General features: G+C 43.8%; 21 protein-coding genes, 6 tRNA genes and 1 pseudogene. 21 read left to right on the top strand and 7 right to left on the bottom strand.

Annotated elements, in window-relative coordinates; all coding sequences use genetic code 11:
* Window positions 1-59 precede the first annotated feature (59 nt).
* On the top strand, window positions 60-1,925 hold the full coding sequence (locus WMO28_RS11605; protein ID WP_349057074.1) for an oxidoreductase: 1,866 nt from the start codon (window positions 60-62) through the stop codon (window positions 1,923-1,925).
* 24 nt (window positions 1,926-1,949) lie between these two features.
* The gene (locus tag WMO28_RS11600; RefSeq protein ID WP_178644644.1) at window positions 1,950-3,350 is read left to right on the top strand and encodes a 6-phospho-beta-glucosidase; all 1,401 of its coding nucleotides are present in this window, start codon (window positions 1,950-1,952) and stop codon (window positions 3,348-3,350) included.
* 104 nt (window positions 3,351-3,454) lie between these two features.
* Here the strand turns inward: WMO28_RS11600 and WMO28_RS11595 are convergent, their stop codons facing one another.
* Window positions 3,455-4,312, bottom strand: coding sequence for an AraC family transcriptional regulator (locus WMO28_RS11595; RefSeq protein WP_349057073.1), 858 nt, complete (start codon window positions 4,310-4,312; stop codon window positions 3,455-3,457).
* Between the two features lie 150 nt (window positions 4,313-4,462).
* Between WMO28_RS11595 and WMO28_RS11590 the strand changes: the two genes are divergently transcribed.
* The 4 genes from WMO28_RS11590 (at window position 4,463) to WMO28_RS11575 (ending at window position 10,223) form a co-directional block, all read left to right on the top strand.
* Window positions 4,463-5,833, top strand: a complete 1,371-nt coding sequence (locus WMO28_RS11590; RefSeq protein ID WP_349057072.1) for an MFS transporter — start codon at window positions 4,463-4,465, stop codon at window positions 5,831-5,833.
* A gap of 16 nt (window positions 5,834-5,849) precedes the next feature.
* Window positions 5,850-7,028: a glycoside hydrolase family 5 protein gene (locus tag WMO28_RS11585; RefSeq protein WP_349057071.1), complete on the top strand. Its 1,179-nt coding sequence runs from the start codon at window positions 5,850-5,852 to the stop codon at window positions 7,026-7,028.
* Between the two features lies 1 nt (window position 7,029).
* Window positions 7,030-8,676: a glycoside hydrolase family 43 protein gene (locus tag WMO28_RS11580; protein ID WP_349057070.1), complete on the top strand. Its 1,647-nt coding sequence runs from the start codon at window positions 7,030-7,032 to the stop codon at window positions 8,674-8,676.
* A gap of 140 nt (window positions 8,677-8,816) precedes the next feature.
* Window positions 8,817-10,223, top strand: coding sequence for an MATE family efflux transporter (locus tag WMO28_RS11575; RefSeq protein ID WP_349057069.1), 1,407 nt, complete (start codon window positions 8,817-8,819; stop codon window positions 10,221-10,223).
* Here WMO28_RS11575 and WMO28_RS11570 read toward each other — a convergent pair.
* From WMO28_RS11570 to WMO28_RS11560, 3 genes are read right to left on the bottom strand one after another with little or no spacing between them, the layout of a single operon-like run.
* The gene (locus WMO28_RS11570) at window positions 10,205-11,218 is read right to left on the bottom strand and encodes an RluA family pseudouridine synthase (RefSeq protein ID WP_178643394.1); all 1,014 of its coding nucleotides are present in this window, start codon (window positions 11,216-11,218) and stop codon (window positions 10,205-10,207) included. The genes WMO28_RS11575 and WMO28_RS11570 overlap by 19 nt on opposite strands.
* Window positions 11,219-11,232: 14 nt before the next feature.
* A complete protein-coding gene (locus WMO28_RS11565) occupies window positions 11,233-11,853 on the bottom strand; it encodes a response regulator (protein ID WP_178643396.1) in 621 nt (206 codons plus the stop codon).
* A gap of 14 nt (window positions 11,854-11,867) precedes the next feature.
* Window positions 11,868-12,971, bottom strand: a complete 1,104-nt coding sequence (locus WMO28_RS11560) for a sensor histidine kinase (RefSeq protein ID WP_349057068.1) — start codon at window positions 12,969-12,971, stop codon at window positions 11,868-11,870.
* Between the two features lie 283 nt (window positions 12,972-13,254).
* Here WMO28_RS11560 and WMO28_RS11555 point away from each other — a divergent pair, with 283 nt between their 5' ends.
* The 10 genes and pseudogenes from WMO28_RS11555 to WMO28_RS11510 all read left to right on the top strand — a co-directional run bounded on the left by WMO28_RS11555 (window position 13,255) and on the right by WMO28_RS11510 (window position 22,245).
* Window positions 13,255-14,184, top strand: coding sequence for an ABC transporter ATP-binding protein (locus WMO28_RS11555; protein ID WP_349057080.1), 930 nt, complete (start codon window positions 13,255-13,257; stop codon window positions 14,182-14,184).
* Between the two features lie 11 nt (window positions 14,185-14,195).
* Window positions 14,196-15,320 carry an ABC transporter permease gene (locus tag WMO28_RS11550; protein ID WP_349057066.1) on the top strand — a complete coding sequence of 375 codons (1,125 nt, stop codon included), beginning with the start codon at window positions 14,196-14,198 and terminating at the stop codon, window positions 15,318-15,320.
* On the top strand, window positions 15,307-16,455 hold the full coding sequence (locus WMO28_RS11545; RefSeq protein ID WP_349057065.1) for an ABC transporter permease: 1,149 nt from the start codon (window positions 15,307-15,309) through the stop codon (window positions 16,453-16,455). Before WMO28_RS11550 ends, WMO28_RS11545 begins: the two co-directional genes overlap by 14 nt.
* A 183-nt stretch (window positions 16,456-16,638) precedes the next feature.
* Window positions 16,639-17,613 (top strand): D-2-hydroxyacid dehydrogenase, encoded by a 975-nt coding sequence (locus WMO28_RS11540; RefSeq protein WP_178642799.1) that lies wholly within the window; start codon window positions 16,639-16,641, stop codon window positions 17,611-17,613.
* 58 nt (window positions 17,614-17,671) lie between these two features.
* Window positions 17,672-20,098 carry an ATP-binding protein gene (locus WMO28_RS11535; protein ID WP_178642797.1) on the top strand — a complete coding sequence of 809 codons (2,427 nt, stop codon included), beginning with the start codon at window positions 17,672-17,674 and terminating at the stop codon, window positions 20,096-20,098.
* 19 nt (window positions 20,099-20,117) lie between these two features.
* Entirely contained in the window at window positions 20,118-20,681 is a 564-nt protein-coding gene (locus tag WMO28_RS11530) for an NUDIX domain-containing protein (RefSeq protein WP_178642795.1), read from the top strand.
* Window positions 20,682-20,773: 92 nt separating this feature from the next.
* Window positions 20,774-20,962, top strand: coding sequence for a hypothetical protein (locus tag WMO28_RS11525; protein WP_349057083.1), 189 nt, complete (start codon window positions 20,774-20,776; stop codon window positions 20,960-20,962).
* Window positions 20,950-21,003: pseudogene (locus WMO28_RS11520) on the top strand (hypothetical protein); the annotation flags it as partial. The gene WMO28_RS11525 and the pseudogene WMO28_RS11520, both read left to right, overlap by 13 nt.
* 72 nt (window positions 21,004-21,075) lie before the next feature.
* Entirely contained in the window at window positions 21,076-21,435 is a 360-nt protein-coding gene (locus WMO28_RS11515) for a hypothetical protein (RefSeq protein ID WP_349057082.1), read from the top strand.
* 255 nt (window positions 21,436-21,690) lie between these two features.
* On the top strand, window positions 21,691-22,245 hold the full coding sequence (locus WMO28_RS11510; protein ID WP_349057064.1) for a DapH/DapD/GlmU-related protein: 555 nt from the start codon (window positions 21,691-21,693) through the stop codon (window positions 22,243-22,245).
* 94 nt (window positions 22,246-22,339) lie between these two features.
* Here WMO28_RS11510 and WMO28_RS11505 read toward each other — a convergent pair.
* Both WMO28_RS11505 and WMO28_RS11500 read right to left on the bottom strand, forming a co-directional pair.
* Window positions 22,340-22,410 (bottom strand) — tRNA-Trp (locus WMO28_RS11505).
* A 97-nt stretch (window positions 22,411-22,507) separates the two neighbouring features.
* Window positions 22,508-22,595, bottom strand: a tRNA-Ser gene (locus WMO28_RS11500).
* Window positions 22,596-22,782: 187 nt separating this feature from the next.
* Between WMO28_RS11500 and epsC the strand changes: the two genes are divergently transcribed.
* The 5 genes from epsC to WMO28_RS11475 all read left to right on the top strand — a co-directional run bounded on the left by epsC (window position 22,783) and on the right by WMO28_RS11475 (window position 24,143).
* Window positions 22,783-23,703, top strand: coding sequence for a serine O-acetyltransferase EpsC (gene epsC / locus WMO28_RS11495; protein WP_349057063.1), 921 nt, complete (start codon window positions 22,783-22,785; stop codon window positions 23,701-23,703).
* A 116-nt stretch (window positions 23,704-23,819) separates the two neighbouring features.
* Window positions 23,820-23,890, top strand: a tRNA-Gly gene (locus WMO28_RS11490).
* 3 nt (window positions 23,891-23,893) lie between these two features.
* Window positions 23,894-23,966 (top strand) — tRNA-Gly (locus WMO28_RS11485).
* A 30-nt stretch (window positions 23,967-23,996) separates the two neighbouring features.
* Window positions 23,997-24,067 (top strand) — tRNA-Gly (locus WMO28_RS11480).
* A 3-nt stretch (window positions 24,068-24,070) separates the two neighbouring features.
* Window positions 24,071-24,143 (top strand) — tRNA-Gly (locus WMO28_RS11475).
* A gap of 113 nt (window positions 24,144-24,256) precedes the next feature.
* Here the strand turns inward: WMO28_RS11475 and WMO28_RS11470 are convergent.
* Entirely contained in the window at window positions 24,257-24,472 is a 216-nt protein-coding gene (locus WMO28_RS11470; RefSeq protein WP_349057062.1) for a DUF378 domain-containing protein, read from the bottom strand.
* Window positions 24,473-24,614 lie beyond the last annotated feature (142 nt).

The raw sequence follows: 24,614 nt of genomic DNA, 5'->3' as shown, positions 1-24,614 counted from the left end.
TTATGCAAACCGATACAGATTGGGCGTGAACATTCAGAAACCGTATGTTTTCTGCTCCTATGGGTGGAACAGACATTACAAATGACGGATGTATCGGCCCGAAATCTACCGCTTTTTATGAGCTGAGAGGAAAAGGCGGTGCAGGTGCGGTAACAGTCAGCGAGTGTATGGTACATCCGAAAACAGATGGTTCTCATGCATATCATCTGGACACTTCCATCCTGAATTCCCTTGCATCCGCAACCTATACAGCCGATGCGATCCGCCGTCACGGAGCAATCGCAAGCATTGAGCTTTCTCATTCCGGTATGTATGCAGGAACTTATATGACGGATAAATCCAGACAGAAATCCATGCATCAGTGGGGACCGTCTGATACAGTCCGTCCGGATGGTATTGAGGTAAAAGCTCTCACAAAAGAGCTCATTGACGAGATCGTTGCCTCCTATAAAGAGACAGCATCCCTGGCAAAAAGAGCTGGTTTTGAGATGATCATGGTTCATGGCGGGCATGGATGGCTGATCAATCAGTTCCTTTCCCCGTACTTTAACAAGCGTACAGATGAGTATGGCGGAAGCCTTGAAAACCGCTGCCGTTTTGCAATGGAAGTTCTGAAGGCTGTACGTGAGGGTGTAGGGCCTGGATTCCCAATCGAATTCCGTATGAGCGGATCTGAGCTCTTTGAAGGTGGCTACACACTGGAAGATGGCGTGGAGATCGCAAAATTCCTGGAGCCGTATATTGACCTGCTTCATGTTTCCGCAGGAACATATCAGAGAGGCTTTGGAGATACCCATCCGTCTATGTTCAAGGAGCATGGATGCAATGTTTATCTTGCTGCTGAGATCAAGAAGCACGTGTCCATTCCGGTTGCAACCATCGGAGGTCTGAACGATCCGGCACAGATGGAGCAGATCATTGCAGAGGGAAAAGCAGATATCGTTTACATGGCAAGAGCACTTCTTGCAGATCCGTTCCTTCCGAGAAAAGTTATGGAGAACAGAGATCAGGAGATCGTGAAATGCTTAAGATGCTTTACCTGTATGGCAGAGAGAGCAGCAACTTCAACAAGAAGATGTACGGTAAATCCGCTGATCGGACGTGAGATCGAAGGCGACGAGATCCAGCCGGCACCGGTTAAGAAAAAAGTTCTTGTAGCAGGTGGCGGCCCTGGCGGACTGTATGCTGCCTATACAGCTGCAAGAAGAGGACATCAGGTTATCCTCTGTGAAAAAGAAGAGGAGTTAGGAGGAATCCTGAAAAGTGAGCAGGCTCTGCCATTTAAGCATGAGATGTATGAGCTTGCAGGAACCTATGAGCTTCTGGCAAGGCAGGCTGGTGTGGAGATCCATACTTCCACAGCAGTAACAAAAGAGTATGCAGAAAAAGAAAACGCAGATGCGCTGATCATTGCAGCAGGTTCCAGACCGCTTGTTCCGCCGATCCCGGGATTGAACGGGGAAAATGTTGTCATCGTAAACAATTATTATAAAGAGAAAGAAAAAGTCGGAGATGAGGTTGTTGTCTTTGGTGGCGGTCTTGCAGGCTGTGAGTGTGCGATCCATCTTGGAATGGAAGGAAAGAAAGTCCGTCTTGTGGAGATGAGAGAGGTTCTTGCTCCGGATGCAAACGTAAGACACAGACCACTTCTTCTGAAAGAGATCGACAAATACGCAGAAATATATACAGGCTATAAAGGCCTTGAGGTAACTGCAGAGGGTGTATGGTGCGAAAACAAAGAGGGCGAAAAAGTTCTTGTTCCGGGAAGCACTGTGATCTGTGCATTGGGCCAGCGTTCCAGAACAGACATTGTGGATGAGCTTCGCGATTGTGCTCCGTATGTGGCTGTGATCGGTGATGCAAGCAAGGTTTCCACGATCACCAATGCGGTATACTGGGGATACCACGCAGCACTTGACATCTAAGCATTAATAAGAAAGGGTGAAAAAATGTTTCCTGAGAATTTTTTATGGGGCGGCGCAGTAGCTGCCAATCAGTGCGAAGGTGCATATAACGAGGATGGAAAAGGACTTTCCATCCAGGATGTTCTTCCTCATGGAGTCAAAGGTCCGAGAACAGAAAAGCCGACAGAAGATAATATGAAGCTGGTAGGAATTGATTTTTACCATCATTATAAAGAAGACATCAAGCTGTTTGCTGAGATGGGCTTTAAGGTTTTCCGTACTTCCATCGCATGGAGCAGGATTTTCCCGAAGGGAGATGAGGAGACTCCTAACGAAGCAGGACTTAAATTCTACGATGATCTGTTTGACGAATGCAGAAAATATGGCATTGAGCCACTGGTAACTCTGTCTCATTATGAAACTCCGCTGTATCTGGCTGAGCATTACGATGGCTGGGTAAACCGTGATCTGATCGGTTTTTACAAACGCTACGTTATGACAGTGTTTAACCGCTATAAAGATAAAGTAAAATACTGGCTGACCTTCAATGAGATCAATTCCATTCTGGAATCTCCGTTCATGAGTGGCGGTATCAATACTCCGAAGGAAGAGCTTTCCCAGAGTGATCTGTATCAGGCAGTTCATCATGAACTGGTGGCCAGTGCATGGGCAACAAAGATCGGCCATGAGATCAATCCGGATTTCAAGATCGGATGTATGATCTTAAGCATGCCGGTATATCCACTGACTGCAGAGCCGTCCGATGTTCTTGCTGCAATGGAGCAGGACCATAAGAACATGATGTTCGCAGATGTTCATGTCCGCGGTTATTATCCGGGATATGCAAAACGCTATATGAGAGAAAACGGCATCAGTATTTCTGTTACAGATGAGGATATGGAAATCCTGAAAAACACGGTAGATTTCGTTTCCTTCAGTTATTATGTCAGTGTATGTGCCACAGCAGATCCAAAGAAAAATGTCCGCGGTGAGGGCAATCTTCTTGGTGGTGTGCCGAACCCGTATCTGAAAGCCAGTGACTGGGGATGGCAGATCGACCCGAAGGGACTGCGCTATGTACTGAACACTCTGTGGGATCGTTATCAGAAGCCGCTTTTCATCGTGGAAAATGGTCTTGGTGCTATGGACAAGCTGGTGCAGGGTGCTGATGGCGAGATGACTGTAGAGGATGATTACCGTATCGAATATCTCCGCGATCATATCCGCCAGATGGAAGAGGCCGTTAAGGATGGTGTAGATCTGATGGGATACACCACATGGGGATGTATCGATCTTGTCAGTGCATCAACAGCAGAGCTTCGCAAGCGTTACGGATTCATCTATGTAGACCGCAATGATGACGGCAGCGGAACATTGAAGCGTTATAAGAAAAAGAGCTTTCATTGGTATAAAAAGGTTATTGAGACCAATGGACGGGAATTATAAGATACTGAGAAATTTAGAATATTTAAGATAAAAAATCTTCCGGGAGTCTGTGAGATACGCTCCCGGAAGATTTTTTGTTAAACGAAAATAAGAACGCTGGCCTGTCAGTCCTTGGCGTTCTGAGTGTTTTTCCGGATTTTGGTAGGCGTACATCCAAAATGTTCCTGAAACATCCGGCGAAACAGCTTGTAGTTGGTGAAACCATGCCGTTCCAGTATTATGTGAACAGGGTCTTTGGTGTTTATAAGATCCTTGTAAATAAAAGAAAGCCGGTATTCGTTCTGATATTCCAGAAAGGTAACTCCCATTTTTTTCTTGAAAAATCTGCAGAAATAGCCGGTCTGCAGGTAAGCGACACCGGCAATCTCGTCCAGAGATATGGGACGCTGATAATTTTCGGCAATGTAATTCAGAACAAAGTTCAGCCGGTCAAGATCTTTTTTCTGCTGGCTTAGATCACTGTGAAAGATCCGGACGCGGAAATTGTGATACAGCTGAAAAAGAAGCTCAAAGATCAGACTGTTAAAACGCAGGATAAAACCATCCGGCCGGATATCGTCAATGATCTGAAGCTGCTCCAGAGTCGTTTTCAGCATTTCCAGCTTTGTCTTTTTTACGGGATTTTTTGTCTGATGATCCCAGATAAACACAAACTGCTGGACATCAGGGATGTATTTTTCCATAAAATCAAGAGGAATCTGAAGCACGATTGCTTTGTTTGGAGAGGTGCATTTTGTGGAGTGGATCACGTTCGCATTGATCAGGATGCAGTCCCCGGGGTGGATGGTAAAGCTGGTATTTTCTATGGTGACCTCGAGAGATCCTTCCTGCATATAAAGAATCTCGACTGCTCTGTGCCAGTGAAACGGAATGTAGCTTCCGTTGTCTGTTGAGGTATAGAACCGGACGTTGGTGTTACCTGAATAATCTATGATCTCATAGGAAATTTCTTTTTTATTCATAAATTCCTCCTGCGAAAAGAGAATATCGACCTATATATTGGAGCTTTTTTGACCTAATAGATACAGAATCATTGTGATAGTATAATACCATAAAATAAAGCGCCATGGCCATGGAAATGAAAAATAAAAAACAGGGAGAGGTAAAAAAATATGAATCAAAAGAGTAAATTGACCTTTGGAAAAATTTTGGAACGTTTTTCCTATGGATGTGGTGATTTCGGATGTAACATTATTTATACAGCAATGTCAGCATTTCTGCTGTTCTATTATACGGACTATGCCGATGTCAGTGCGATAGCAGTAGGAACGATTATGATGGTTTCGCGTATTTTTGATGGAATCAGTGATATTATCATGGGTGTGATCGTTGACCGTACAAAATCCAAGTATGGAAAAGCAAGGCCATGGATCCTTCGGATGTGTATTCCGTTTGCAATATCCGGAATCCTTCTGTTTTCCGTTCCGGCTTCCTGGGCATCAACACCGAAGCTGGTGTATGTGTTTATCACATATAATCTGGTATCTACAGTGATTTATACAGCGATCAATGTACCATATTCTGCACTGAACGCACTGATGACACAGGATCCGTATGAGCGTTCTGTTTTAAGTATTTTCCGAAATCTTCTGGCAACGGCCGGAACACTTACGATTAATACATTTACACTTCCGCTGGTGGAGCACTTCGGAAACAATGCAGCAGCATGGACTAAAACATTTGTAGTATTTGGCTTTGTGGCAATCGTAGCATTTTTATTTACTTTCTTTGGAACAAAGGAACGTGTACGTGCATCTGAGAACAGCGGAGAGACAAAGGCAGAGGATGTGCCTTTTGTAACAGGTATCAAAGCACTTTTCAAAAACAAATACTGGATCATGATGACAGGTATGCTTGCCCTTTTCTTCCTTATGTATTCTGTTAACGGTGGTGCGACTGTATATTATGCAAAAGATATTCTCGGCGACAAAAATCTGGTAGGTACGATCAACGGTATTTTTAATATTGTACAGATCTGCGGAATGTTCTTTATTGCCATGATGGTTAAGAAACTTGGAAAGAGAAATGTATTTTCTATTGGTCTTATCCTGGATATCATCGGAATGCTGGTACTGAATTTTTCCGGTGGTTCCATGGCGATCATTGTGATTTCCAGTGTGATCCGTGGTGTTGGTAATGCCTGTGGCGGTGCAACTATGTGGGCAATGGTTTCCGACACGATTGATTATGGTGAGTGGAAAACAGGCTGCCGTACAGAGGGCCTTGTAAACAGTGCCTGCAGCTTTGGATATAAGATCGGAAATGGAATAGGATCTGCACTTCTCGGACTGATTCTGGAAATTGGTGGCTATGTGGGAACAGCAGCAGTACAGACAGAATCTGCACTGACTTCTATTAAAATCTGCTTTGTATGGATTCCGATCGCAGTTTATGTATGCGGACTTGTAATCATGAAATTTTATCATCTTGACAAAGAATTTGACGGAATCATCGAAGACCTGAAAAAGCGTGCACAGAAATAGAAGGAGAGAACTGGTGATGACGATAAAGGGTGTAAATCTTGGAAACTGGCTGGTACTGGAAAAATGGATGAGTCCGGCTTTGTTTGAGGGAACAACAGCGGAAGATGAGTATTATCTTCCAACGCAGCTTTCACCGGAGGCATATGAAGCAAGGATAAAGATCCATCGTTCGGAGTACATCACAGAAAGAGATTTTGTAACCATAAAAAGAATGGTAATGGATTCTGTCCGTATTCCGGTACCATATTTTATATTTGGGGACAGAAAGCCATTTATCGGCTGCATTGAAGAACTGGATAAAGCATTTAACTGGGCGGAAAAGTACGGACTTACCATTCTGATCGATCTTCACACTGTACCGTTAAGCCAGAATGGTTTTGATAACGGTGGAATCAGCGGCGTGTGTAAATGGGCACAGAATCCGGATGAGGTAGAATTTGTTCTTGGAGTTCTGGAACGTCTGGCAAAACGATACGGTCATAGAAAAGGTCTGTTTGGCATACAGCCGTTGAATGAACCTGTAACTGAGAATATGTGGGAGACTATGGATGTGCAGAACCGTTATGCACCGGCAGATCCGGAGCTGGCAAAAGGCTCAGCCCCGATCACCATGGAATTCTTAAGAAAATTTTATCTGGAAGCATACGATCGGATCAGTACTTACATGCCAAAGGAAAAATACGTTGTGCTCCACGACGGCTTTGAGCTGATGGCGTGGAAGGACTTTATGCAGGAAGAAAAATATTCCAATGTGATTCTGGATACTCATCAGTATCTGATGGTGGCAGAGGCAAGAGGCTGCAGTCAGACGATTGAGGGATACCTGAAATATGTGCGTGAGGAGCTGGAACCACAGATTACAGAGATGGAAAAATATTTCCCGGTGATCTGCGGTGAATGGTGTCTCTTCAATTCCCTTGCATGCGGCTGTGATACAAAAGGCGGACAGAGTGTGCTCAACGGAGTGGAAGGAAGCGAACGGGAAAGTCTTTCCACAGAAGAGAAAAAAGAAATCTATGCGACTTTGGCGAAGGCACAGCTGAAGCTCTGGGATAAATGCAGCGGATATTTTTACTGGAGCTATAAGCTGCTTACAGATACCGTGAATACTCCGGGCTGGATCGGCTGGGACAGCTGGGATTTGGGACGGTGCGTTGATTTTGGCTGGTTTCCAGCCGGAAAAGGAGAAAAATAATATGATCATAAATCCAATACTTCCGGGTTTCAATCCGGATCCGTGCATCTGCCGGAAAGGCGATGATTACTATATGGCAGTTTCTACTTTTGAATGGTTTCCGGGAATTCCGGTTTATCATTCAAAAGATCTGAAAAACTGGGAACTGTATACACATGTTATTACAGATGACGAAAAAGTAGATCTCAAGAAACTTCCAAGCGCAAAGGGAATCTGGGCTCCGTGCCTGACCTACTGTGAGGAACAGGATATGTTCTATGTTGTTTACGGAGTAATGAATTCCATGAACGCCAGATATTTTGATGTGGACAATTTCCTGATCTGTGCAAAAGATATCCGCGGACCGTGGAGTGAGCCGGTTTATCTTCATTCTTCCGGCTTTGATGCTTCTCTGTTTCACGATACCAACGGAAAAAAATATGTGGTATCTCTGGAATGGGAGACAAGAGAGGGATACGAAAAACCAGGCGCTATCTGCATGGTAGAATATTCTCCTGAGAAAAAAGAGATCATCGGTTATCCGAAGAGAATCTGGAGAGGTGGTACAGACCGGGGATGCATTGAGGCACCGCATCTTACAAAACGTGGGGAATATTATTACATTATGTGTGCAGAAGGCGGCACAGGTTATAATCACTGCGTGACAATGGGACGGTCCAAAAATGTATGGGGACCATATGAAAAAGATCCAAAGAACCCGATCGTTACCAGCGTTCCGGGAGAATCCTATGAGCGCCAGGATCCGGATCATCTGAAACCAAAGTACTATAACCCGGACTCTGTTCTTCAGAAATCCGGACACGGAAGCTATGTGGAGCTTCCTACCGGAGAAGTGTATCTGGTACATCTCTGTGCAAGACCGTTTGTACCGGAGCTCCGCTGTACACTTGGAAGAGAAACTGCAATTCAGAAAATGATGTGGACTGAGGATAACTGGCTTAGAATGGCAGATGGAAGCAACCTGGCAAAAATTGAGGTGCCGGAGACTTCTCTTCCTGAATATCTAATGGAAAAAACTCCGGATTTTGATGACTTTGACGGAGATGAGCTTGGAAAATTTTATTATTCTCCAAGGATCATGCCGCAGCGTTTTGCGGATGTAAAGGCGAGAAAAGGCTATGTACGTCTTCGCGGACAGGAATCCAGAACCTCTCTTAACAAAGTAAGCATTCTGGCAAGAAAGCTTACCAGTGTTTATGCACGTATTACAACAAAAATGGAGTTTACTCCGGAAGTGCATCAGCACAGTGCAGGCCTGATCCTGTATTATGATAATATGAATTATATTAATCTCCGCAAGTATTACAGTGAAACACTGGGACAGAGTGCCCTGTCTATCATTCATCTGGAAAATGGCGAGAAAACGGAATTTTTGAATACCAGAATTCCGGTAGAGGATAAACCAATCTATCTCAGACTTTATATTGAAGGCAGAAAAGCATGGTTTGAGTGGAGTTACGACGGAGAAAAATATGAGAAGATCGGGCGTATCTTTGATACTACAAGATTTTCTGATGAATACTGCAAGTACGGAGAATTTACAGGAACCATGGTAGGAATCACCTGTGCAGACCGCGTACTTCATAAAAAATGTGCGGATTTTGATTTCTTTGAGTATGTGGCAGATGAGAGCCGTATGGTGGAGTAAAAAGCTATAAAGGCTATTGAAAAAAATATACAGTTGTAGTAAGGTAATAGCTACAACGCTTACGAAAGGGAAGACTGTTCCGGGTGAGCAGTCTTCCTTTTTTGAGGAGCTTTTTTGATGAAGGAAAAGAAGGAGGAATAATGGAGAAAGTGAAAGAGAACAGGTCTTTTTTCCGGAAATTTATCGGAGATAAGAAGTTTTATCTAATGGTCCTGTCTATTGCAGTTCCGATCATGATCCAGAATGGAATTACGAATTTTGTAAGTCTTCTGGATAACATTATGATCGGGCGTATAGGCACAGAGCAGATGTCCGGCGCGGCGATCGTGAATCAGCTTATTTTTGTGTATAATCTCTGCATATTCGGCGGAGTGTCCGGTGCGGGAATCTTTACGGCACAGTATTTCGGACAGAAGGATCACGAAGGTGTGCGTCAGACACTGCGGTATAAATTATGGATGGCAGTGATTCTGACTGCACTTACCATTGTACTGTTTCTCGCAGCAGGAGATTCTCTGATCAGCATGTATTTAAAGGGCGACGGAGGTGCAAAGGAAATTCAGGATACGCTTGCTTACGGCAGACAGTATCTTCTGATCATGCTGCTGGGACTTCCGCCGTTTATGATGGTTCAGGTTTATGCAAGCACCTTAAGGGAGTGCGGAGAGACGGTTCTTCCCATGAAAGCGGGAATTGTGGCAGTACTTATCAATCTGGCGTTCAATTATCTTCTGATCTATGGTAAATTTGGTTTCCCGGAGATGGGAGTGAGAGGCGCGGCTGTGGCGACTGTACTTTCCAGATATGTGGAAGCATGTATTGTTCTGTTCTGGACTCATAAGCATACAGAGAAGAATATTTTTGCAAAGGGGCTGTACTCCACACTGAAGGTTCCGGCAAACCTGACGAAGAAGATTCTGATCAAAGGAACACCGCTTCTTCTGAACGAGACTTTATGGGCCGCAGGTATGGCGATGCTGGCACAGTGCTATTCAGTCCGGGGATTAAACGTTGTGGCAGGACTGAACATTTCCAATACGATCAATAATGTGTTCAATATTGTATTTATCGCGCTTGGAGATTCGGTGGCCATTGTGGTGGGACAGCTTCTTGGTGCAGGCAAGATGAAGGAAGCCAGGGATACAGACAATAAGATGATCGCATTTTCCGTATTCTGCTGTACCTGTGTGGCAGTAATGATGTTTATTCTGGCACCACTGTTTCCAAGACTTTACAACACCAATGCGGAGGCTCGTACACTGGCGAAGTATTTTATTATGATCACGGCATTTTTTATGCCGCAGAATGCGTTTCTCCATGCAGCATATTTCACATTGCGTTCCGGTGGAAAAACGATCATCACCTTCCTGTTTGACAGTGTGTTTATCTGGTGCATGAGTGTGACGATCGCGTTTACCCTGAGCCGTTTTACAAGTCTTCCGGTTCTTGGAATCTATACTATAGTACAGGCCGCAGATATGTTAAAGTGTGTGATCGGATTTATTCTTGTAAAAAAAGGTGTATGGCTTCAGAATATTGTCTCATGAAACTTATGGAAATCTTCCGGGAGGGGTGCCTCCAGGGAGATTTCTTTTTGCGTAAAGGGCTGTTGGAGTGTCAGCTTCCAGGCGTGAAGAGCGGAACGGGAAAAATAATCTGTAGTGTCCGATAAATGGTACAGTGAATCTCCGAGAAGCGGATGGCCAAGAGAAGCCATGTGAACACGGATCTGGTGAGTGCGGCCGGTTTTCAGGCGGAGCATTACGAGAGATGCAGAAGCCTGAGAAGCATAGTTCACAGTGTTCAGAACGGAGTAGCAGGTTTCGGCATATTTACTTCCGGGAAGAGTGCTGTCCAGGGAGATGACCATTTTTAGGCGGTCGTCCGGATCCGGGGCGAGGGGGATGGAAATCGTATGAAAGCTGCCGTCAGTATCTGGTAGCAGGGAGCCGGAGACAACTGCCAGATAGGTTTTCTGTAGGAGGCCTGTTTCCCGTTGCTTTTGGAGTCTGGCAGCAGCTGTCTGGTTTTTGGCAAAGGTAAGGATACCGGAGGTTTCTCTGTCCAGACGTCCCATAGATCGGACTTTGGTAGGTTCTCCCTTGGAACGAAAATATGCGGCAACCTGGTTGGAGAGACTGTCGCAGTAATGACCGCCGGAGGGATGGGTGACCATTCCGGCAGGTTTGTTTACGATAAGAAGGTCCTGGTCTTCGTACAGGATATCTAATTTGTAAGAAAAGGACGGCTCAGATCCTGAATTGCTGGAATCAGATTTTGAAGATACAGGCCCCGGGTAAAAGGCCGGAGACAGAAGTTGCGAAGAATCTACAGAATCTGTTTCCAGACAGACAGTGATCTGATCTCCGGGACATGCAGTTTCTGTCACACGGCATTGCTGTCCGTTTTTACGGACACCACCTGGACGGAATTTTGCCTGGCTGATCTGCTTTTTTGTAAGACCTGCCTGGGTACGCAGGAAGTGAGATACCGGTGCTGGGGAGGCTTCCTCTGGTATGTAAATGTCAAGATATCGTTCCATATTGTTTTTATCTCCTATTTATGCTGATAATAAAAGACAGCGACCTGTGTCCGGTCACGAAGCTTAAGCTTATCCAGGATAGAACTGAGATAATTTCGTACGGTTCCCTCGCTGAGAAAAAGCTCTGCTGCGATTTCTTTATTACTGTATCCGTTAGCTATCAGACGGATGATATCAAGCTCCCTTTCACTGATATTCTGTGAGGAATAGTCGAAGGCCTCAGAGGATTGAAGCAGCTCCGGAATTTTTGATACGATCTCCGTACCGAATACAGTCTGTCCGGAATAAACTGCCCGGAGTGCAGGGGGGATGCTGGCATAGTCCTGTTTGAGAAGATAGCCTTTGGCACCCAGGCGGAGAGCTTTTACAATGTATTCATCATCGGAGAAGGTTGTGAGCAGAAGAATCCGAGCATCCGGAAATTCACCAAGAATCTGTGCGGATGCACTGAGACCATCCATTCCTTTCATGCGGATATCCATAAGAAGAATGTCAGGTCTGTATTGCCGGTACAGCTGGCAGGCCTGTTTGCCGTCGGAGCCTGTAGAGGTGACCTCTATTTCCGGATCTGCTTCAAGAATAGTTTTTAATGCACCTGCAACCAGGCAGTCATCGTCTACGATTATGATCTTCATATCAAAAAATCTCCTTAAAATGATTGTTTCGGGATTGTTATAAAAATCCGGAACCCCTGTCCGCTGGTAATCTGCACAGTTCCCCCTAATGTCTTTACACGGTCCCTGATATTGGACAGACCCATACCATTCGAAGCAGTTTCTGTCCTGTTAATGGTACTGAAATTTTCGGAATTTCCGGTTCCGTTATCCTCCATGCAAAACTGATAAAGCCCAGGATGTTCACGGAGAAGAAGTGTCACAGAGCTGGCATTACTGTGACGCATCACATTGGACAGCCCTTCTTTTGTGATACTGATCAGGCTGTATTTCACTTCTCCGGGGATCTGTCGGGACATGTCGTAAGTGAGAGTGACCGGGCAGAAGGAAAAATCTTTTACCAGCCCGCGGATGGCATCCTCCAGATTTACGGCATCATCATGCAGATCATGGACGCTGGAACGGATGCTGTTCATGGCACTGTTCAGGGAATCCTCAAGATTTCCAAGAAGAGGAGCAACAGAGTCTTCTTTGTTTATGGTTTTTAAAGCACCGGTCATAAGGATCGATCGGGAAAGAACATGTCCGACATTATCATGGATCTCACGGGCAATCCGGTTTCGTTCACGGAGTGTAGCTGCGTAGATCTCATAATTCTGTTTTTCCAGAAGAGCTTTGTTTTTCTCGGATAAGAGAAGAGCGTGTTCCTCACTGTCATCCTGGATCTTTCGGAAGTTCTGATCCAGCTCGTTGTATTTTCTAGTATAAGACCAGAGAAAAAATGCAAGAAGAAAACCGAACATCCCGGCAGCAAAAAACACAGCAGGAAATTGGTTACTGTGCAGGAACAGAAAAATACTGACCGGGATCAAAGCAACTGCGGGAAGTAAAAATCCTGTATGTAGTATCAGGTATAAAAGTAACGGAAAAAACAGGACAAGATCAGAAACTGCAAATGCACAGACAGCAAAAGTCAGATAACAGCCTGTCAGAAAGTACCGGTTCTGGCTTGTATAAGTGATACAGACAAGGATCACAGCAAAAAGGAGAGAAAAAACAAGTGTCTGATCTAAAGCTACATAAAAAAATGCAAGGATACTATATAAAAGAAGCAGAGCAGAGTCTGTAAAATAGCGCATAAAAGTATTCCCCCTTTTGCTGTTATGAAAATGCCAGGTTTCAGTGTTGCCTGTGGTTCAGGCTGCACAAGGCTGTTTTCATTATAGTATACAGTATGAACTCCTGCAAAGATAAATCTGGCGTTAATGCTATTTTATGACATTTGTCATATAAAAGTGGTGACATCACACACTTGGAGCAGTCAGAGGAAAAAGCTATAATGATACCAGAAAAGAAAAAAACGGCATCCACATTATCTGACAGGGGAATGCCAGAAAGGGAGAAAAAAGTATGCCACAAAGTATGGTTCATATAGAAAATCTGGTAAAGCGTTACGGAGAGCTCACAGCTCTGAATCATCTGGATCTGGACATCAAAGAAGGAGAGATCTTCGGACTGCTTGGACCAAACGGTTCCGGAAAAACAACCGCGATTAGCTGCCTTCTGTCTCTGCTGAAATATGACAGAGGACAGGTGGAGATATTCGGAGAGGAAATGCGACCGGATAATTATAAGATCAAGAAGCAGATCGGTATTGTGCTGCAGAATGTAGCTGTTTTTGATGAGCTGACTGTGCAGGAAAATATTGATTATTTCTGCGGACTTTATATCCGTGATAAGAAGAGACGAAAAGAGCTGGTAGAGGAAGCTATTGAGTTTGCAGGTCTTGAAGAGTTTCGAAAAATGCATCCGAAAAAGCTTTCCGGAGGACTGCTCCGAAGGCTGAATATAGCCTGTGGGATCGCACACAAGCCAAGGCTGATCATCATGGATGAACCGACAGTAGCCGTAGATCCACAGAGCAGAAACAGGATACTGGAAGGAATTCAGACATTGAACCGTCAGGGCTCCACAATTATCTATACCTCACATTATATGGAAGAGGTAGAACAGATCTGTACCAGGATCGCAATCATGGATCACGGAAGAGTGATCGCCCAGGGAACAAAGGAAGAACTGAAAAAGATGATCAAAACAGGTGAGACTATCACTGTGGAAGCCATTGCTCTGGAAGAAAAACAGCTCCGGGATATCCGCACACTGGAGCATGTTTTTGATGTGCAGTATGAGAAGCAGAGCCTGACAGTACGTTGCACAGATGCCCGTCATAACCTGATTCGGCTTCTGAATTATCTTCAAAGCCAGGATATTTCTTTCGGAAGAGTTTTTTCCGAACTGCCTACATTGAATGATGTTTTCCTGGAGATCACGGGAAAACAGCTGAGAGATTAGGGGGAGTGAGGATGCTGCATTTGCTGAAATACAGTTTTTTATCCAAGATAAGAAACTTTAATATTGTTTTCTGGCCGCTTATATTTCCTCTGGTGCTGGGAACATTTTTTTACTTTGCATTTGGAAATCTGGATGAGGCAGATTTTCAGACGATTTCAGTTGGAATCGTGAAGGAAGACCAGGCGGATTTATTTTTTACAGAATATTTAGGACAGGTGGAAAAAAGTGAGCCGGATCTTCTGAAAACAAAAGAGATGACAGAGACAGAAGCTTTGAAGGCTCTGGAAGAAAAAAAGATATCCGGAATCTATTATGTGGGAAAAACGCCTTCTCTTACTGTTGCAGGAAACGGGATGGAAGAAAGTATTCTTAAGGCAGTTCTTGACAGCAGTATAAACACAGAAAATACGATTCAGAACATCTTAAAGAAAAATCCGCAGATGGATATGGGCACGGTGGAAAAGCTCCTGAGTACACAGGATATGGTAAAAGAGGTTTCACTGGGTGGAAAGACCATTGATGGAAATGTACAGTTTTTCTACGCGCTGATTGCCATGGCTTGCCTGTATGGAAGTTTTATCGGCTTTGGAACAGCTCTCGGAATCCAGGCCAATATTACGCCGCTTGCAGCCAGACGATGTGTAACGCCGACCCATAAGCTGAAGCTGATCCTGGCTGACCAGTCTGTTGCCTTTATCATGGGATATGTGGATGTAATCGTACTGATTCTGTATCTTCGATATATTCTGAAACTGGACTTTCAGGGGCAGATGGAGCCGATGCTGGTGATATCTTTCTTTGGCAGTCTGATCGGAGTATCCATTGGAACATTTGTGGGAAGCTTCGGGAAAATGGGGGAAGGTGCCAAGGTCGGTATCATACTTGGAATTTCCATGACCAGCAGCTTTCTTGCAGGGCTTATGAACGGAGGCATGAAAGATATCGTGGAAAAAAGCGCGCCTTTTATAAACCGGATCAATCCAGCAGCACTGATCGCAGACGCATTTTACTGTATCAATGTGTATGCTGACACAGCCAGATATTACCGCAATCTGATAACACTGGCAGTGATGTGTGTGGCACTGGTGCTGGCATCCTTTTTCATGGTCAGGAGGGAACGTTATGACAGTATTTAAAGGTTATATGAGAATCATGAAAAAAAATGCAGGACTGATTTTTCTGTATCTGGCGATTTTTTTCGGAGTGGCGCTGGCGCTTCAGACAGCAGCAGGAAAAGAAAGTTATTCCAGCTATGAAAGTGAAAAGATAAAGATCGGACTGGTGGATAAGGATAACGGTCCGCTTGCAGAGGGATTGACGAAATGGCTTGAAAATACGCATCATGTGACCAGAATGGAAGACAGCAGGGAGAATCTGCAGGAAGAGCTTTTTTACAGAAATGTAGAGTATATTGTGGTGATCCCCGAGAATTTTTATGAAACCTGTATGGTGAACGGAGAAAGTATTTCCGTAACAAAGGTGCCGGGTTCTTACACAGCATATTATGTGGACCAGCAGCTGGAAAGCTGTCTCAACACTATGCGGACATATCTGGAAGCAGGATTTACCCAGGAAGAAGCAGCTCAGGTAATCCTGGATGAAAAAAGCGCAGAGGTGACACTGCTGGATCTGGATGGAAATAATGGCGGAGTGCCGGCTTACATTTACTATTTCCGTTATATGCCATATCTTTTTCTGGCAGTGCTCTGCTACGTGATGGGATATGTGCTGATGGCCTTCAAAAAAGGAGATATCCCAAAAAGAATGCAGGCTTCAGCAGTTTCCGCGAGACGTCAGAGCATGGAAGGGCTTCTTGCCATGCTTGTTATGGGAGGTGGCCTGTGGGTGATCGGCATGGCCGGAGCAGTCGTCATGTATGGAAAAGAAATTTTAACGGCTCAAAACAGGTGGTATTATATGCTGAACAGTCTGGGGATGATGGCAGTGGCACTTTCGCTTTCCTATCTGATCGGACTTTTTGTGAAAAACAGCAATATGCTGAGTGGTATTGCGAATATCCTTTCACTGGGAATGTGCTTTCTGTGCGGTGTTTTTGTTCCTATGGATGTGATGAATAAAAATGTTTTGAAAGTATCCCAGTTCCTTCCTGTATATTGGTATGAAACCGTAAATGAAACACTTGGCAGCTACAGCCACCTCACAGAGGAAGCAGCTGCAACCGTGTGGAAGGGAATGGGCCTGGAGATGATGTTTGCCGTTGCGTTTGTCTGCATGATCCTGGCAGTGAGCAGGTATCAGAGACAGAAATAAAAATGTTTTATATGGAGTAATAGATCCATTTTATAAAGCAGTGTACTTTCCGGTGCACTGCTTTTTGCTGCAAAAAATGATAGTAAATATTAGCTAACTGTGGTAAAATATGGACAATAAAAATGTTGCCGCAGAAAATACAGTAAATTCCATGCAGACAGCGCAGTACTTTGGAGAAAGGACATGGAAAATAAGAAAATAGTTCTGGTAAAACCACAATGCTCTGTAGAGATAAGAAGTCAGTTTATGACAAGATTCGGAGAGCAGTGCGAGTTTATTTTTCAGGACAGTGAACATGAGAATGCAATTGAAATGGCAGAAATCATAATCGGGGAACCGGAAGAAGCAGAGCTTCGGATGGCAGAAAAGCTCCGGTGGCTTCAGCTGACCTGGGCAGGAGCAGACAAATATACAAAAATAAAAAACTTTCCGCAGAAAGTTGCACTGACCAATGCATCCGGAGCCTTTGGAAAGATCATTGCCGAGTATGCGATTGGTGGTATTATTGCGCTGTACCGCTCGTTTCCTGTATATTGGAATCATAAACAGAAACATATCTGGAAAAAAAGTGATTCTGCAGATACCTTATATGGAAAAAATGTGCTCATATTGGGAACCGGCGATATCGGAAAAAATCTTGCACACAGGATAAAAGCATTTGAAACGCATGTGACAGGAATAAAAAGAACAAAAACTTTTGATTACGCAGAACCGATGCAGGATTTTGATCAGATATATGATCTGTCAGAGCTTGATCAGCAGCTTACAGAAGCCGATATTGTGATCGGTTGCCTGCCGGGAACACCGGAAACGAAAGGACTTCTGAACTATGAACGGCTGCATTCCATGAAGAAAAAAGCAGTTCTGGTCAATGTGGGAAGGGGAAGTCTCATTCCAATGGATGATCTGGCCAGAGTATTAATGGAAGGGCATCTGCAAGGGGCGGTTCTGGATGTATTTGAGGCGGAGCCTTTATCGGAAAAATCTCCTTTGTGGAATATGGAGAATGTCCTTCTTACTCCACATATTGCAGGGCCGAGTTTCGGTGGAAATACAAAAGTGGAAAAACAGATCTGGGACATTTGCATGGAAAATCTGGAGAGGTATCTAAACGGACAGAAATTGAGAAATATTGTTCAGTTAGATATTGGATATTAGGGAAATATGAGGCGTTTGGTTTGATGAGTGCTGAAAACGGATATGAGGAGGAAACGCCATGCCTTCACGAAAAGATCAGTTCAATTTAAATATATTTGACTATAGCTCCATTGCATACTGTGTGGTAGAACTTGTACTGGATGAGAAGGGACAGCCGAAGGACTGGATCTATCGTTACTGTAATCAGGCTTTTGCGGATATGAAGGGATACTGGCTGGAATCCATGCTGGATCGTTCTATCTCCAGTCTGGTTCCGGGTGTAGATAAAAAAATGCTGATGATATATTATCAGGCGGCATATGAAGATAAGCCCTGTGAAGTAGATGTAGTGGGAGAAAAGAAATATCATGTGGCGATCATGCCTACTGGCAGAAAGGGATTTTGCTCCGGCATGGTTTATGCAGATCCGGAGAGCAACGGTGAAAAAGCAAATACCGGTGACTCAGTAACAGATGCCGGCTATATTCAGAAAAAGCTGTTTCCGGAATATGTTTCGCTTTACAGCATAGAGCTTAATTCCGGAAAATATGAAATTCTGAGGATTGCTGAAAATACAAATGCCAGACATATTACGGAGAAAATGCCGCAGCCGTTTGCAAGCTATGATGAATATGCAGAAAAATATGCAGATTCTTTTATTCTGGAGGAAGACAGGGAAGAGTTTCTGGACTGGCATAACTGTCACAAGATGAGAAAGAGACTTTGTGATACGGATAAGATCACATATTATTATCACAGTGTTTCAAAAGAAGGAAAAGACAGCTATTATGAAGCTTATGCTGTAAAAGGAAATGTGGACGACAAAGATTTCCACATTTTTCTGGGCTACCGAAACATAGACAGTATTCTGTACAAGGAAAGAGAAACCCAGGAATTACTGAAAAAGGCGCTGGATCAGGCAAGGCTGAGTAATGAGATCATATCTGCGATCGCCAGAACCTATCAGTATGTTTCAAGAATTGATATTCAGGCAGACTGGTTCGAGGAAATATCAAACAGGGATAAAGAAAATCTGAACTTCATCAATTCGGGTGTTTTGTCGGTTAATAATAAAAAGGTTTGCAGAGAAATCGTTGCAGAGGAATACCAGGAAGCGTTTTTTAAATTTACGGATATATCCACATTGCCGGAGCGAATGAAAAACGAAGAGACTATCGTCATGGAATATCGGATGAAGGATGGAAACTGGCATAAGCTTCGCTTCATCGAAAAGAAACGGGACGAAAATGGAAAGCTGACACATGTACTCTGTGCGATCCGAAGTATCAGTGATGCGAAGAAAAAGGAAGAGAAGCTTTTGTATGAGGTGGCAGAGGCGAAGCGGGATGCTGCTCTGAAATCAAGGTTTCTGTCAAACATGAGTCATGATATCCGGACGCCGATGAATGGTATCATCGGTATGATCGATCTGGCAAACCGTTATCCGGAAGATGCCGAAATGCAGCAGAAATGCAGGGACAAGATCCAGAAATCATCGAAATACCTGGTTACTCTTGTGAGCAATATTCTGGATATCAATAAGCTGGAATCAGAAGAATGTGCTGCTGAGGAACTGACATTTGATCTGACAGAGCTTCTGAACAGAGCCAATACGGAGAAGCAGATCCTTGCACAGGAGAAGAATGTTGAGTATGTGGTGGACTGGGAACGCGCAGATCTGAAACATATGTATCTGACCGGAAATCCGGTTTATCTGGAACGGCTTCTTACCACAGTTGCAGATAATGCGGTGAAATTTACGAAACCTGGTGGCAGTGTGCATGTCTGGTGTGCAGAAAAATCCGCAGACGATTCGCAGGTAGTATATGAATTTGGATGTTCAGATAATGGAATCGGTATGAGCGAAGAGTTTATCGCACATGCTTTTGATCTGTTTTCGCAGGAGAATGAAACCAGCAGATCAAAATATGAGGGTGCCGGCCTTGGACTTGCTATCGCCAAAAAGCTTGCGGACAGAATGGGCGGAACGATCGAAATCGAGAGCAAAAAGGATAAGGGCACGACAGTACTCATGACCGTTCCGTTTAAGATTGGAATGCCGGAAATATGCGAACAATCAGAATGCAGTGAAGAGGTGTCTCTGGAGGGATTGCGTGCGCTGCTTGCTGAGGATAATGAACTGAATATGGAAATCGCAAAATTTCTGTTGGAGAATAATGGAATCCGTGTAGAAGGTGTTGAGAATGGTCTGGAAGCGGTGAAGAAATTTCAGAGTTCTGAACCCGGATATTATGATGTGATTTTTATGGATATCATGATGCCGGAGATGAATGGCTGGGATGCAACACGTAAGATCCGTTCCATGAAAAGACCGGATGCCGGGTCAATACCGATCATTGCCATGAGTGCAAATGCGTTTGCAGAGGATATCATTAGCAGCCGCATTTCCGGTATGAATGAGCATCTGACGAAGCCTCTGGATGAGACGAAGCTTCTTACAGAGCTTAAAAAATGCATAGCCGGCAGAAAGAAGAGGGATTTTTAAAGGGGAGTGATCGGAGAGAATGACGCGACAGGAACTGATAAAAGAAATAGAAAAATACAGGCCTTTTAATGAACAGGAAGAAAAGGATAAAACACTGATCCTGAACTGGATCCGGAATAATGATAATGCATTTCTTCGGGAGAATACAGTTGCACATGTTACGGCATCTGCCTGGGTGGTGAACAAGGACAGAACCAAAGTTCTCATGGTATACCATAATATATATAATTCCTGGTCCTGGCTGGGAGGACATGCAGACGGGGAGACGGATCTTCTGTCTGTTGCGATCCGTGAGGTAAAAGAGGAAGCGGGGATCTCTGAGGTTTATCCTGTTTCCGAAGAGATTTTTTCCATGGAGTCGTTGACTGTGGACGGTCATGTGAAAAGAGGCGAGTATGTATCCAGCCATCTGCATTTAAATGTAACCTATCTTCTGGAAGCGGACTCTGAAGAGGCTGTATCCATAAAAGAAGATGAGAACAGTGCAGTAGCCTGGTTTTCCCCGGAAGAGGCATTGAAGAAGTCTACAGAACCGTGGTTTGTGGAGCGGGTGTATGGGAAACTGATCGAAAAAATGAGATAAATATAGATGTTTACATTACAAAAAAAGTGTCAAGAAATAATAACTTGACACTTTTTGCTTTCCATCTTATCTTGACGATGAGGTGATATGATATGAAAAGAAAAGAAGAGGAACTGACAGCAAAGATAATAGACATTTTTGGCACGACAGATCCCGAAGAACTTAGAAGGATTGCAGAAGCTGCAGAATGTTACAGGAAAATAAAAGATTCTGCAAAAAAAATGTATCCGGTAGAAAAAATTCTTTTACAGATCCTCAGCTTGCAGAAATTCTTGCGTTAAAGAAACAGGGAATTCAGATTACAGAAATTGCAAAAAAATATCACGTTTCCAGACAGACAATCTACAGTCAGATAAAAAGAGCATATAATTTCAGCGATGATCCGGATGTAAAAATGCGTATGTATTTTATGAATAGAAATGATCTATGTACAATTATTGATATAAATTTTTTACAGGAAAAAATATTTATTAAAAATTATACGCAGCAGATACCATTAAGAGCATTTGGTGTTGTGGAGAATCCCAGTTGGGCTGATTTTGAGCAGTTTTTGGAAGATAGATGTTTTCCGAGAACCCGTGACCATAACAAAGAGTGTCTGAGGGAACTGGGAGTACCTTTTTATGATCCGTTGCTGATTATTGAAAAAACGGATGGATATATGGCAGGAGATCATCAATGGATCCTGACTGTGAAAAAGAAAGAGGAAGATGCTTATAAAAAGTACTCTGGGAATTCCTTTTGTAGGATATAAACCAGTACAGATAGAGTATAAAGGGCTGTTTTTATCTGGTTGTGTCAGCGGGGATTTTTTGAAAGAGGATGAAATATTGATTCCGATTGAAAAATTGCATCGCCAGTATACGGGGGAAAGTCTGGCATCCAGGTTAACTGATTTTGAGGAAACTTCGAAAAAAATACAGTATCTGGTAGAAAAAGTTGAAAACATAACGCATATTCCATTAGCCCTTTGTTTGATCAGGGACTTTGTCTGTTTGCAGATACAAATATGGATTATCCACTGAGTTTATCTTATGAGGAATGTTTAAAAAAAATCGAATCAAAACCATTCAGCTCTGACTTTGATATTCAGCTTGAGGCGGCAGAAGAATTATATGGAACGTATCATACGCATGAGGAGATCGTTAAGCTGATGTCGGAGCTTACAGGAGAGGAGATCGACGACAGTTTTGGAATGTTTCCACCGTTTTATACTGATTGCGGAAGAAATATTCATCTTGGAAAAAATGTTTTTATCAATGCAGGATGTAAATTTCAGGATCAGGGTGGCATTTACATCGATGATGGGGCATTGATCGGACATAATGCTGTACTTGCAACGATCAACCATATGGAAGATCCACAGAAAAGAGGAGGAATGACATTTCATCCGATTCATATTGGAAAAAATGTATGGCTCGGATCTAATGTAACGGTTCTTCCGGGAGTGAACATCGGAGATGGTGCGATCATTGCGGCCGGTGCTGTTGTAACCAAGGATGTACCGGAAAATATGGTTGCAGCCGGAGTGCCCGCAAAGGTGATTCGTGAGGTGAAGAAATAGAAAAAGATACTCTGTTTGATACCTTTTGAAATCAGCAGAAAAACGAAACCGCCGGAAACCCTTGATTTATAAGACTTTCCGGCGGTTCTAGTAGCAGGGGATGAGAGAATCGAACTCCCACCAAAGGTTTTGGAGACCCCTATCATACCATTTGACCAATCCCCTATGTGTTTTCATCACTGTTGCAATTATACATATAAAATATACAATTGTCAAGTGAAGATAAGGCTTTTTATGTATATTTATGTAATAAGATAAAAAACGGAGATGGAGGGATTTGAACCCTCGCGCCGGTTGCCCGACCTACCGCATTTCGAGTGCGGACCCTTCAGCCACTTGGGTACATCTCCGGATGGCTCGAAAAATCTTTTCAGAATCTTTCGTGCAAACCTTTATTATTATATAAGGTATCAGGGAAAAGGTCAATCTTTTTTGAAACTTTTCTTTCCGTATTATTGACGAAAACCTCAGACTATAATAAGATAGTGATTAAAGTGCATAGACATGAATTGTGTTGTGCAGAAATGGAGGGAATTTATGAGCGACAAAAAAACAGCGATTCTTAAGGCTGCGAAGAGTCTGAATGAGAATTATGCTTCCGAAGAACTTTTTATGCCGAAAAGCGGCAGAAGACTGCCGAACCGTTCGGTGATCATTGATATAGTAAGAGACCTGAAATCTATTGTATTTCCAGGATATTTCAGTACGGATACCAGCGCATCCATGTTTCCGGAATATTATGCAGGACACAGACTTAACGATATTTATGACAGACTGAAATCCCAGATTGAGATCGCACTTCTTTATCATGGAGAGGATCCGGCAGAGGCAGCAGCACATGCAGACAGAACTGCTTGCGGATTTATCGAGCAGCTTCCGGAGGTTCAGAGACTGCTTCTTACAGATGTGCAGGCAGGTTTTGACGGAGACCCGGCGGCCAAGAGTAAGGAAGAGATCATTTTTTCCTATCCTGGACTGTTTGCAATCTATGTATATCGTCTGGCACATATTCTTTATAAAGAAAAGATCCCGTTTATTCCACGTGTGATGTCCGAGTATGCACATGGACGGACAGGAATCGATATCAACCCGGGAGCAACGATCGGTGAATATTTCTTTATTGATCATGGAACAGGAGTTGTTATCGGTGAGACAACAGAGATCGGAAATAATGTGAAGCTTTACCAGGGAGTGACACTTGGAGCTCTTTCCACAAGAATGGGACAGCAGCTTGCCAATGTGAAACGTCATCCGACGATCCGTGACAATGTAACGATCTATTCTAACTCAACGGTTCTTGGTGGAGAGACCGTTGTAGGAGAGAATACGATTATCGGTGGTAATACCTTTATCACAGAATCCATCCCTGCCAATACCAAAGTCAGTGCCAAGAGTCCTGAGCTTGTGATCAAGAAACCGAAGAGTCAGGTTTCTGCCACAAATGTATGGGACTATTGATAATAAATCGAATAAATCAAAAAAATCGAAAAAACCTGTTGACAAATAAAACAGGATACTATATACTAATCATCGTTGCAGCGGTCAAGCATCGGTAATCACCGAAGCGACGATGCGCGGGTGTAGTTCAATGGTAGAACACCAGCCTTCCAAGCTGGATACGTGGGTTCGATTCCCATCACCCGCTTATGCGATAGTGGCGTAGTTGGTAACGCGCGACCTTGCCAAGGTCGAGACCGCGGGTTCGAGCCCCGTCTATCGCTCTCATCTTTCAGATGAACAATTTCATAACTGCGGGTGTAGTTCAATGGTAGAACACCAGCCTTCCAAGCTGGATACGTGGGTTCGATTCCCATCACCCGCTTGTGCGATAGTGGCGTAGTTGGTAACGCGCGACCTTGCCAAGGTCGAGACCGCGGGTTCGAGCCCCGTCTATCGCTCTTAGGAGCTCTGAGTAATCTCAGAGCTCTTTTGCCGTATATGAATCAGATGGAAAGAAAAATCCCCCAGATACTGAATTAAGATCAGCATCTGAGGGAATGTTCTTAAGTGATCAGACTTCAGCGCTGTCCTGATCGATCAATGGGTAGAAGCTCAGAAGATAAAGCCCGCATAATCCTACCAGGCCGTAAACGATCCGGGAAAGCCAGCTCATGCTTCCAAACAGAAAAGCCACCAGGTTCAGGTTGAAAAATCCGATCAGACCCCAGTTTACGGCTCCGATCACAGCAATCGTCAGTGCAGCATACTGCAGACATTTATTAGCCATAAGTCACCATCCTTTCGTTATACAGGAGATAGTTTTTCGCGAAAAGGAGAAAAATATGTATTCCGGCTCCAAAAAGAAAAACGGAAATTTCTTCCAGCCATGCTTGTGTTCATGACAGAGAAATTTCCGTTTTTTGTATGAG

The sequence above is a fragment of the Blautia aquisgranensis genome (assembly GCF_040096615.1).
Taxonomy (GTDB): Bacteria; Bacillota; Clostridia; order Lachnospirales; family Lachnospiraceae; genus Blautia_A; species Blautia_A aquisgranensis.
Note: the sequence above shows the minus strand (reverse complement) of the source record. Positions and strands in the feature narration are given on the sequence as shown.